The organism is Pseudoxanthobacter sp. (genome assembly GCF_036822375.1).
Taxonomy (GTDB): domain Bacteria; phylum Pseudomonadota; class Alphaproteobacteria; order Rhizobiales; family Segnochrobactraceae; genus Pseudoxanthobacter.
In genome coordinates, this window is record NZ_DAISHT010000052.1 from 1 (window position 1) to 9,827 (window position 9,827).

12 protein-coding genes are annotated in these 9,827 nt (G+C 70.8%); 5 read left to right on the forward strand and 7 right to left on the reverse strand.

The genetic code is table 11. The annotated features are described in order from the left end of the window. Positions 1-401: ABC transporter transmembrane domain-containing protein (locus tag V7067_RS07330; RefSeq protein WP_334175232.1), on the reverse strand; the 401-nt coding region annotated here is incomplete at its 3' end. A 457-nt stretch (positions 402-858) separates the two neighbouring features. Between V7067_RS07330 and rpmE the strand changes: the two genes are divergently transcribed. Then, positions 859-1,080, forward strand: a complete 222-nt coding sequence (rpmE, locus tag V7067_RS07335) for a 50S ribosomal protein L31 (protein ID WP_334175233.1) — start codon at positions 859-861, stop codon at positions 1,078-1,080. 314 nt (positions 1,081-1,394) lie between these two features. Here rpmE and V7067_RS07340 read toward each other — a convergent pair whose 3' ends face one another. Then, the gene (locus V7067_RS07340; RefSeq protein ID WP_334175234.1) at positions 1,395-1,859 is read right to left on the reverse strand and encodes a hypothetical protein; all 465 of its coding nucleotides are present in this window, start codon (positions 1,857-1,859) and stop codon (positions 1,395-1,397) included. A gap of 350 nt (positions 1,860-2,209) precedes the next feature. Next, positions 2,210-2,398, reverse strand: a complete 189-nt coding sequence (locus V7067_RS07345) for a DUF1192 family protein (protein WP_334175235.1) — start codon at positions 2,396-2,398, stop codon at positions 2,210-2,212. A 204-nt stretch (positions 2,399-2,602) separates the two neighbouring features. Here V7067_RS07345 and V7067_RS07350 point away from each other — a divergent pair, with 204 nt between their 5' ends. Further along, on the forward strand, positions 2,603-3,619 hold the full coding sequence (locus tag V7067_RS07350; protein WP_334175236.1) for an NAD(P)H-quinone oxidoreductase: 1,017 nt from the start codon (positions 2,603-2,605) through the stop codon (positions 3,617-3,619). A gap of 221 nt (positions 3,620-3,840) precedes the next feature. Next, positions 3,841-4,563, forward strand: coding sequence for an outer membrane beta-barrel protein (locus V7067_RS07355; protein WP_334175237.1), 723 nt, complete (start codon positions 3,841-3,843; stop codon positions 4,561-4,563). Between the two features lie 85 nt (positions 4,564-4,648). On the opposite strand, the gene V7067_RS07360 is transcribed toward V7067_RS07355, so the two are convergent. The 3 genes from V7067_RS07360 to V7067_RS07370 form a co-directional block, all read right to left on the reverse strand. Continuing rightward, the gene (locus tag V7067_RS07360; protein WP_334175238.1) at positions 4,649-5,257 is read right to left on the reverse strand and encodes a glutathione S-transferase family protein; all 609 of its coding nucleotides are present in this window, start codon (positions 5,255-5,257) and stop codon (positions 4,649-4,651) included. A 4-nt stretch (positions 5,258-5,261) separates the two neighbouring features. Next, the gene (locus V7067_RS07365) at positions 5,262-5,846 is read right to left on the reverse strand and encodes an adenine phosphoribosyltransferase (protein ID WP_334175239.1); all 585 of its coding nucleotides are present in this window, start codon (positions 5,844-5,846) and stop codon (positions 5,262-5,264) included. 106 nt (positions 5,847-5,952) lie between these two features. Further along, complete coding sequence (locus V7067_RS07370; RefSeq protein ID WP_334175240.1) at positions 5,953-6,837, reverse strand: S-methyl-5'-thioadenosine phosphorylase; 885 nt, start codon at positions 6,835-6,837, stop codon at positions 5,953-5,955. Positions 6,838-7,048: 211 nt separating this feature from the next. On the opposite strand from V7067_RS07370, the gene V7067_RS07375 reads away from it, so the two are divergent. Further along, a complete protein-coding gene (locus tag V7067_RS07375; protein ID WP_334175241.1) occupies positions 7,049-7,807 on the forward strand; it encodes a sulfur transferase domain-containing protein in 759 nt (252 codons plus the stop codon). 30 nt (positions 7,808-7,837) lie between these two features. Here V7067_RS07375 and V7067_RS07380 read toward each other — a convergent pair whose 3' ends face one another. Then, positions 7,838-8,608, reverse strand: coding sequence for a gamma-glutamyl-gamma-aminobutyrate hydrolase family protein (locus V7067_RS07380; protein WP_334175242.1), 771 nt, complete (start codon positions 8,606-8,608; stop codon positions 7,838-7,840). A gap of 408 nt (positions 8,609-9,016) precedes the next feature. On the opposite strand from V7067_RS07380, the gene V7067_RS07385 reads away from it, so the two are divergent. Continuing rightward, the coding region (locus V7067_RS07385) for an NUDIX hydrolase (protein WP_334175243.1) at positions 9,017-9,827 on the forward strand (811 nt) is incomplete at its 3' end.

A 9,827-nucleotide genomic window follows, 5' to 3' on the forward strand; every position in this document is an offset into this window, starting at 1 on the left:
ACCGACGAGCCGACGGCGGTCTTGATCTGGGCGGCATCGGCGGTCAGCCGCGAGACGATCTCGCCGGACAGCGTGCGGTCGAAGAAGGCGGCCGAAAGCCGGGTGACATGGCGGAACACCGCCACCCGCAGGTCGGCCACCACCCGCTCGCCAAGCCAGCTCACGAAATAATAGCGCCCGGCGCTGGCAATCGCCAGCAGGCCGGCAACCGCCAGCAGCATGAGGAAATAGCGGTCGATGAACGCGCGGTCGGCGGCATTGAAGCCGTGGTCGATGACGCGGCGCAGCGCCAGCGGCAGGGCCAGCGTGGCGGCCGTGGCGCCGAGCAGCGCGATGACGGCGCCGGCGAGGTGGCCCGGATAGCGGGCCAGAAAGGGCGCGATGATTCTGAGCGGCTTCACGCCGGCCCGGCGCGCGCCGGCGGATGCGCCGGCAGCGTTTTCGGGGGTTTCCTCAGTCCGGCTGCGTCGCCTGGCCACGATGCTGTGCTCCGTTGCTGACCGTCTGCGCGCGGGCGGCGCGCCGTCCTCATCCGCGCTGCGCCGTCAGATCACGTCGCGCCGGCGGCCGCAAGGGCCGTCGCGGCCGGCGGGCCGCCACGCAAAAGGCCGTTCCGGCCCACGCCGTGCCTTGCCGCGGCAGGGCGCGTGCGCTATAGGGACGGCCGAACCTGCACGAGTCCTGCGCGACGGGGCCGTCCGGAAGGGCGGAGCCTCTGGCGCGTGTTCGTGCATTGCATTGCGGGGCGGAGTACGCAGGCCGGACGGGCCGGCGGGGCTGCCGCCTGAAATTCAGTTCCGGGCGAACGTGTGCGGCGTATCCGCCGTTGCCGATCGCCGCAGCGTTCGGGAAGCGACTATGAAAGACGGCATTCACCCCGACTATCACCAGATCAAGGTGGTTCTGACCGACGGCACCGAGTACCTGACCCACTCCACGTGGGGCAAGGAAGGCGACGTGCTGCAGCTCGACATCGATCCGCGCACCCATCCGGCCTGGACCGGCGGCCAGCAGCAGCTGCTCGACCGCGGTGGCCGCGTGTCGCGCTTCAAGAACAAGTACGGCTCGTTCCTCGGCTGAGGAACCGCGCCGGTCGGGGCTGCCTTGTCCGCAGGGCGCCCTTGCCGGTCTGCCCCGTCGGGCGCGGCCGGCTGTGACGGCCGGCAGACGACAAACGAAAACCCCCGCCGCGGAATTCCGCGCGGGGGTTTTTGATTCGCGGGCTTCAGTTCGCGGGATTGAATTTGCCGGCCGGAAGGTGCCGTCCTGAACCGGCCGGCCGGGATAAGCCCGCCGGTTTCATGGACGCAATGAAAGCCTGGTACGACCCGTCGCGCCCGGCGAACCGGGCCCGTGCCGGCTCTGGCTGGGCGGGGGGCGATCCGTGCGGCGCCTCAGTGCGGGCGGCCGGGACCGCGCGGCTTTGCCGGGCCGGCAGAGAACGGGGCGGCGAGGTCGGCGGCAAGGCGGGCCTGCACGTCGCCCACCGGATTGCCGGCCGCGCCGCGGATGAGCCGCAGCCGCGGGCGGCCCGGCTGCTGCGGCCGCTCGGCCGAGGCGCCGAGGGCCGATTCGATGGCGGCGATGCGTCGTTCCAGCCCGCCCAGACGCGGATCGGCAAAAAGCCCGGTGCCTTCGTCGGCGGCGTCGCAGGCAAGGTGGTTCTCGCCGGCGATGCGCCGGCGCTCCGCTGCGGCCCGCTCCGGCGGAATGTCGCCGCTTTCTTCCATGTCGCCGATCAGCGCCAGCCCGGCGATGCGGTCGAGGCGCGCATCGATCCGCGCACGGCTCGACCCCGCGGGAAGCGAGGCAGCCGCCATGCGAAGGGCGATGATTTCGTCGAACAGCAATCGGGACAAGGCAAACGGGCCGATCTGGAACGCGTGGGAAACGGGCGGACGGTCGGGAGCCGGAATTGTGCCACGGGGCGCACAACCGGCTCCACGGCCGATCTACTAGCGGCTCGTGGCCGAAAAGGGGAGTCGGGCCAAAGGGATCGGCCGGGCCGGGGCGAAATCGCTTGCCTGCGCGCAATGCGTTGGAATCCGGTCCTGAATCGCCGGCCGCCGGCCCCGCGGGCCGGGCGGCGGCGGCCCGCCGGCCACCGGCAGGCAATGGCTGTCCCCACGCGGTCCCCACCAAAGGAAAGACACGGCTAAGGCGGGGTTAACCGGCTGCAGAGCGTGTTAACCGATTCGCACCGGCGCCATCAGCGCCGGAACAGGGCATCGGCGGCGGCCTGCGTGGCCTGTTTTGCGGCGATGGCGGCACGCACGCGGGCGGCCTCTTCCTCAAGGGCTGCGACGAGCGCGGAAAGGTCGGCCACCGAAAGGCGCGACAGGTCGGCCCCCAGCGTGTGGCGGACCGGCTTTGCGGCCGGGGCGTCATCGTCGAACATCGGTTTCTCCTGCGAAACGGCGCTGGCGCCACCATAGCACGGGGCGGCGGGGCCATCTGTCGCCGCGCCGCCGCGGCAACGGGGCTCGACCGCGCCTGCCGGCGATGGCAAACCAGCGGGAAGCGGGGAAACGCCCCGGAAAAAAGGCAGCGGCGCGCCGGGCAGCACAGCGGCCGGGCCGCCGGCACAAGCGGAGCGAACACGATGTCCGACACGGTGGCCGAAACCATGTTGCCAGAAACCATGACCGCCATTGCCATTCCGGTGCCGGGCGGGCCGGAGGCGCTGGTGCCGGAAACCCGGCCGGTGCCGCGCCCGCGTGCCGGCGAGGTGCTGGTGAAGGTGGCCGCCGCCGGGGTCAACAGGCCGGACGTGGTGCAGCGGCAGGGCAACTATCCCCCGCCGAAGGGCGCGTCGGACATTCCCGGCCTTGAGATCGCCGGCACGGTGGTGGCCGTGGGCGAGGGGGCAGAGGCCGTTGCCGTCGGCGATGCGGTGGCGGCGCTGGTTTCCGGCGGCGGCTATGCCGAATATTGCGTGGCCGAGATCAGCAGCACCCTGCCGGTGCCGCGCGGGCTGACGCTGACCGAGGCGGCGGCGCTGCCGGAGACCTTTTTCACCGTGTGGTCGAACGTGTTCGACCGTGGCGGGCTGAAGCCCGGCGAGTCGTTCCTCGTCCACGGCGGCACGTCCGGCATCGGCACCACCGCCATTCAGCTCGCCCGGGCCTTCGGCGCCACCGTGTTCGCCACCGCCGGTTCGCCCGACAAGTGCGCGGCGATCGAAAAGCTCGGCGCCCACCGGGCCATCAACTACCGCACCGAGGACTTTCCCGAGGTCATCAAGGCGGAGACCGGCGGGCGCGGCGTCAATGTCATCCTCGACATGATCGCCGGCGACTATGTGGAGAAGAACTGGAAGGCGGCGGCGGTGGAAGGGCGCATCGTGCAGATCGCCACCCTCGGCGGGCGCTCCACGGTCGATTTCACCCGGCTGATGCTGAAGCGGCTGGTCCACACGGGCTCCACGCTGCGCGCCCGCGAAGCCCCCTTCAAGGCGGCGATCGCTGCGGCGCTGAAGGACAAGGTGTGGCCGCTGGTGGAGGCCGGCACGGTGCGCCCGCTGATCGATTCCACCTTCCCGCTGGCGCAGGCCGCCGCGGCCCATGCGCGTATGGAATCGTCGGCCCATATCGGCAAGATCGTGCTGATCGTCGGTTGATTGCGGTAAAATATACACGTTGAGGTAGCAAATGGCGGCGCGGGCCGTGCCGCCATTAATCGGCTGTTGACCACGCCGCAACGCGGTTGGTGAACCAATCTTGATCGCAATGCATCAAAGCGCATCTTTCCCGCAGGCCGCCCTCTGAAAGGGCGGCAGGGCGTGCGGCCGCGCGTCCGCTGTTTTCTGCGTCCTGTTGTTTTGCGTAACGGAGCCGATCGATGATGAAGCGCATCCTGCGGACCCTGCCCGGTCTGGCGGCCGTCTCGTCCGTCGCCGCTCTCGGCCTCATGCCGCTGCCGGCCGCGGCTCAGTACTACGATCCCTCCGCCACGCTGGATTCCTCCACCGGCACGCAGGTTCCCGTCTCCGGCTACGGCGCTCCGCCGCCCCCGGTGATGGGCAGCTTCGACTGGAGCGGCGGCTATATCGGCGGCGTGGTCGGCTATGGCTGGTCTTCGTCGGATGTCGACTACAGCTTCTTTTCCAACACGGTGAAGCCGCAGGGCGTTTCCGGCGGCATCGTCGGCGGCATGAACTTCATGCTGACGCCGATGTTCCTTGCCGGCCTGGAGGCCGATGCCACCTGGAACGGCCTGAGCGACAAGAAGGATCTGGGCATCGCCGAGGTGACCATGCGGTCCGACTGGCAGATCAGCGCCCGCGGCCGCGCCGGCGTCGTGTTCGACCGCTTCCTCGTCTACGGCACCGCCGGTCTCTCGTTCAACAATGTCGAGATGTCGGCCGCCAATGCCTCCAACAGCCAGACGCTGGTCGGCTATGCCGTGGGTCTGGGTGCCGAGGCGCTGCTGACGCAGCACATCACGACCCGCGCGGAGTTCATCTACACCGGCTATGCCGATGCCGACTTCTCGGTCGGCCCGGCGGCCAAGGCGACCTTCGATCAGGGCGTGCTGCGCGCCGGCGTCGGCTACAAGTTCTGAACCGCGCCGGCCCCGTGCGGGGGGGGGCGCCGGAAAACGGCAGACGGGGCGTCGTCCGGCGGGACGGCGCCCCGTCTTCATTCCGTCACGGCAGCTCGGGATCGGTTTCGGCAAAGGCCGGCACCGCGGCGGCGAAGCGGCCGAGCCAGTCCACAAGGGCCGGATGATCGGCACGCCAGCGCCCGTCGAAGCGCAGGTCGAGATAGCCGAGCGCGGAGGCCAGCGCCAGCGCGCCGGCATCGGTGAAGGGCGCCTGCGGCAGCGTCGCCCCTTCCAGATAATCGAGCACGCGGGCCACCTTGCCGGCCTGCCAGGCCACCCAGTCGGGATGGCGGCGGGCCTCCGGCCGGTAGCGCGCCTCGTAGATCTGCAGCAGGGCGGCATCCAGCAGGCCGTCGGCGAGCGCCTCCAGCTTCAGCGTGGCAAGCCGGGCTTCCGGATCGGCCGGCAGCAGGATGCCGGGGGCGAGCCGGTCGAGATAGCCGATGATGACCGGCGAATCGAACAGGCTGTCGCCGTTGTCGCGCACCAGTACCGGAATCTTGCCGAGCGGGTTTTCCACGAAGAAGGCCGGTTCCGGGGCGCGGGTGTCGACCTTCGCCAGTTCGGTGCGGGGCAGCAGGCCGGTCGCGGCCAGCGCCATCCGCACCTTGCGGCTGAAGGGGGAGGCGGGCGAATAGCGCAGGATCATCATGGGATCACTCTCCCTCGAACGCGATCAGCGTGTGGACATGGACATTTCGGGCGACAAGGCGGGCCGCGCCGCCAAGCTCGGGCAGGTCGATAACGAAGCTCGCCGCCACCACCGTGCCGCCGGAGCGGCGCACCAGATCGACGGCCGCGGCGGCCGTGCCGCCGGTGGCAATCAGGTCGTCCACCACCAGCACGCGGTCGCCGGCGCCGATGGCATCGGCATGGACCTCGATGGTGTCGACGCCATATTCAAGGGCATAGTCCTGCCCGATGGTCTTCGCCGGCAGCTTGCCCTTCTTGCGGATCGGCACGAAGCCGACGCCCAGCGCAAGGGCGGCCGCACCGCCAAGGATGAAGCCGCGCGCCTCGATGCCCGCCACCAGCGTCACGCCGCTGGCGCGGAACGGAGCGATGAGCCCTTCCACCGCCCCGGCAAGGCCGGCGGGATCGGCGATGAGGGTGGTGATGTCGCGAAACATCACCCCGGGTCTGGGATAGTCCGGAATGGTGCGCACGAGGTGCTGCAGCCGCCGGTCGGGCGCGGCATCCGGGGCCGGGGCGTTCTGGTGCAGGGCGGCAGGGGACGACATCGTTGCGCGGAAGCTCCCGTCAGGAGGCGCCGGACCGGGCGGCATCGGAGCCGGGCCGGGATGAGGCCTTGTGAAAACGTGGGCGGCAGGGGCATCGGCCCCGGTTTCAGGCGGCGGGCCGGTTCAGAACACGCCCGGCCACGGCGTCGAGGCGGGCGAGCAGCGCGGGATCGCGCCTGTCCGGTGCGGTCATCAGGGCAAATTCAAGCGCCCGGTCGGAGCCGGCCGGGCAGGGCTCATGGTGTTCCGGCAGCGCCTTCAGCAGGTTGGCCACGGTGTCGCGGGCGTGGTGGGCATTCTCGTTGAGAACGCGGATCACGGCCGGCACGTCCACCGCGCCGTGGGTCTCGTGCCAGCAATCGTAGTCGGTGACCATGGCCAGTGTGGCGTAGCAGATCTCCGCCTCGCGGGCGAGCTTGGCTTCCGGCATCGCCGTCATGCCGATCACGCTGCAGCCCCAGCTGCGGTAGAGGTTCGACTCCGCCCGGGTGGAGAACTGCGGGCCCTCCATGACGAGATAGGTGCCGCCGCGCACCACGCGCGGTGCCGCCGCCCGCGCGGCAGCCGCCAGCCGGCCGGCGAGGCCGGGGCTGACCGGATCGCCGAACGGCACATGGGCCACGCAGCCTTCGCCGAAGAAGCTCTTGTAGCGGGCGAAGGTGCGGTCGATGAACTGGTCGACGATGACGAACGTGCCGGGCTGAAGCTCTTCCTTCAGCGAGCCGCAGGCCGAAAGCGAGATGAGATCGGTGACGCCGGCGCGCTTCAGCACATCGATGTTGGCGCGGTAGTTGACGTCGGTCGGCGACACGCGGTGGCCGCGGCCGTGGCGCGGCAGGAAAACCACCTCGCGGCCGGCATAGAAGCCCCGGCGCACGGCATCGGACGGGCGGCCCCACGGGCTGTCGATTTCTTCCCACCGGGCCTCTTCAAGGCCGGGCAGGTCGTAGATGCCCGAACCGCCGATCACGCCGAGAACGCATTTCGCCATTGCGCCGCCTTCATCCGCCAGCCTGCGGGTTTCGTTGTTCCGCGCCGGGGCCCGAAGCGCGCCCCTCAGGCCGGCATAGCGAACCCGGCAGGCCGGCTCAAGCGCGCGTTGCGAAACGACGGCAAAATTGTGGTGGCCGGGCCCGAAAGGCCGGCCGGCCCTGCCGGCACCGGCTGGTCAAAGCGGCCCGAAGCCCTTAAAGCTCGCGGCGATGACGCGCGCAAACCTTTCGCCCCGGCCCGACGAAAAACCGCCTGCCACCGCCCCCGGTGCGCCGGAGCGGCCGCCCCTTGCCGACATGGCCGCCCCGCAGCCTCAGCTTGCTGCCCGCCTTGCGCGGTTCCGGGCGTGGATGGACCTGATCTTCGCCGATCACGGCTTCATCCGCCTCGTCTATCTGAACCGCCACCGGGTCGGCACGGGGGCGTTGTGGCGCGCGGCGCAGCCGGCGCCGGGCGACTTCCGCCGCTTTGCCGCCGAAGGCGGGCGCACGGTGGTGAACCTGCGCGGCGGCCGCGAGATGGGCGCCTGGCCGCTGGAGCAGGAAGCCTGCCACGAGGCCGGGCTGACGCTGGTGGAACTGCCGTTCCGCACCCGCCTTGCCCCCGCCAGGGAAACGGTGCGGGCGGCGGCCGATCTTTTCGCGCGCATCGAATATCCGGCGCTGATCCACTGCAAGTCCGGTGCCGACCGGGCCGGCTTCGGCGCCGCGCTCTATCTGATCCTGCGCGAGGGCCGCACCGTTGCGGAGGCCAAGCGGCAGCTGCGGCTCGTCTATGGCCACATGCGGGCGAGCCGCGCCGGTATTCTCGACGCCTTTCTCGACCGCTATCGCGACGAGGGCGAGGCAAAGGGCAAGAGCCTGCTCGACTGGGTCGAGCAGGACTATGACCCGGAAGCGCTGAAGCGCGACTTCCGCCCGCAGAAATGGGCGAGCCTGTTCTACGACTGGATTCTGCGCCGCGAGTGACGGCGCAGGGCGGGTCTCTGCGGGCCGGTCTCAGCGGGCCGCGCGCCGTGCCCGCGCGGCGTCGCCGAAGGCGGCGAACATGCCGCGCGACAGCCGGTCCTCCCAGAACCGCCATTCGGGATGCCACTGCACGCCGAGCGCGAACGACGCATCCGGCAGGCGGAAGGCTTCCACCAGCCCGTCGGGCGCGCGCGCTTCCACCACCAGACGGGGGGCGAGGCGGCTGATGCCCTGTCCGTGCAGCGAGTTGACCTGCCAGGTGGTCGTGCCCGCAAGGCCGGCGAGCAGGCCGCCGGGGGTGAGCGAAACGGCATGGGCCGGGGCATATTGCTCCGGCACCGGCAGGCTTTTGTCCTCGCGGTGGTCGTGGTGCCCGGGCTCGTCGTGCACCTTCTGGTGCAGGCTGCCGCCAAGGGCCACGTTCATTTCCTGATAGCCGCGACAGACGCCGAACACCGGCACCCGCGCCGCAATGGCCGCGCGGATGAGGGCGAGCGTGACTTTGTCGCGGTCGGGATCGGAAGGCGAGCCGGGGTCGGCCAGCCGGCTGCCATAGTGCGACGGATCGACGTTCGACGGGCTGCCGGGCAGGAAGATACCGTCCAGCACCGCGAACAGGCCGGCGAAATCCGCCGGGGTCGGGCCGGGCTTGCCGTCGGTGTCGCTGAGGCGGGCGGGGATCATCAGCGTCAGGGCACCGGCCCCCTCCGCCACCGCGTAGAGATATTTTTCGGTGACGGCGTGGATGCGGTGGCCTGCGCTCTCTTTCACGTCGCAGACGACCCCGATAACCGGTCTCATGGCGTCAGAACTCCGTTGCGGCCGCGTGCGGCCTCCCTTGCCGGGCGCCGACAATAATGCGGAACCGGGAGCATGGGAATCGGCGGCGGCGCGCTGTCCCGCCGCAGAAGAACCGCGCACCGGGCGCCCCGCGACCATCTGGCCGCCAAAAGCCGGTGGTCTGATGCGGCGGAATGAGTGACAAAACACGCAGGCCGGGCCTGAGAATCAGGGGTGGTCCGGCCATGTTTTCGGGATCGAATGTCTGAGGGCTGCCGCCGGATCGGGGCGGCCGGGAGGCAGGAGGCAGCGCCGGCCGGGCGCAAAGGGGCAGGGCCGCAGGCGGGGCCGGACGAGGGGGCGCGGTTTCGCCCCGGCAGGTCCGGTCCGGTCGGGCGGAATCCGCAGAGACAGGGCAGGCCGTTCACGATGGCGCAGTCCAAAAAGAACCAGCGCAAGCCGCGCAAGCAGGTCGGTGTGCTGCCGTTCCGCCACGAGGCAGACGGGGCGGTCGGCATCTATCTCATCACCTCGCGTGAGACGCGCCGCTGGGTCATCCCCAAAGGCTGGCCGATGAAGGGCCGCTCGGCGCGCGGTGCCGCCCAGCAGGAAGCCTATGAGGAAGCCGGCCTGATCGGCACCGCCGACAAGACCCTGCTCGGCAGCTACGGCTACGACAAGCGCATGGCCAACGGCGGCTCCGTGCCGTGCGTGGTGCTGGTCTATGCCATGCCGGTGGACCGCCAGCTTGAGGACTGGCCGGAAAAGGACGAGCGCGAAGGCCGCTGGTTTACCCCGGCCGATGCCAGCGCAGCGGTGCAGGAGGACGGCCTCGCAGCCCTTATCCTCGGCTTTGCCGCGGGCGCGGAGGAAGACCCCGTGCCCCCCGATGCCGCGCCGGCGAAGGCGAACGGCAAGACCGCCGGGCCCGGCCACGGAACCCCGCCGGGCAAAGGCGGCGCCCGCAAGGCGGCGCCGAAGAAGGCGGCGCGGGCGCAGGCCGGCGGCGGGGGCTCCACGGCCGAGACCGTGGCGGCAGAGACCGCGGGGGAAGATATTCCAGCGGCCGGGATCGCGGCGGCGGCCTCCGGCGACAGCAAGACGGCCGCCCTTCCGGCCGCGGCCGGCGCACCGTCCGGCAGCACGCCGGGGCCGGTGCCGGACGGTGCGCCTGCTGCGGATGCCGGGGCCCATCTTGGCGCTCTGCCGGCGGCACCGGCCGGCAAAGGCGGCAAAAATG

Coding starts and splice junctions, on each gene's coding strand:
- V7067_RS07370 (WP_334175240.1), bottom strand. CDS start 6,837: ATGGCGAAATGCGTTCTCGGCGTGATCGGCGGTTCGGGCATCTACGAC.
- V7067_RS07355 (WP_334175237.1), top strand. CDS start 3,841: ATGATGAAGCGCATCCTGCGGACCCTGCCCGGTCTGGCGGCCGTCTCG.
- V7067_RS07375 (WP_334175241.1), top strand. CDS start 7,049: ATGACGCGCGCAAACCTTTCGCCCCGGCCCGACGAAAAACCGCCTGCC.
- V7067_RS07365 (WP_334175239.1), bottom strand. CDS start 5,846: ATGTCGTCCCCTGCCGCCCTGCACCAGAACGCCCCGGCCCCGGATGCC.
- V7067_RS07360 (WP_334175238.1), bottom strand. CDS start 5,257: ATGATGATCCTGCGCTATTCGCCCGCCTCCCCCTTCAGCCGCAAGGTG.
- V7067_RS07345 (WP_334175235.1), bottom strand. CDS start 2,398: ATGTTCGACGATGACGCCCCGGCCGCAAAGCCGGTCCGCCACACGCTG.
- rpmE (WP_334175233.1), top strand. CDS start 859: ATGAAAGACGGCATTCACCCCGACTATCACCAGATCAAGGTGGTTCTG.
- V7067_RS07350 (WP_334175236.1), top strand. CDS start 2,603: ATGTCCGACACGGTGGCCGAAACCATGTTGCCAGAAACCATGACCGCC.
- V7067_RS07380 (WP_334175242.1), bottom strand. CDS start 8,608: ATGAGACCGGTTATCGGGGTCGTCTGCGACGTGAAAGAGAGCGCAGGC.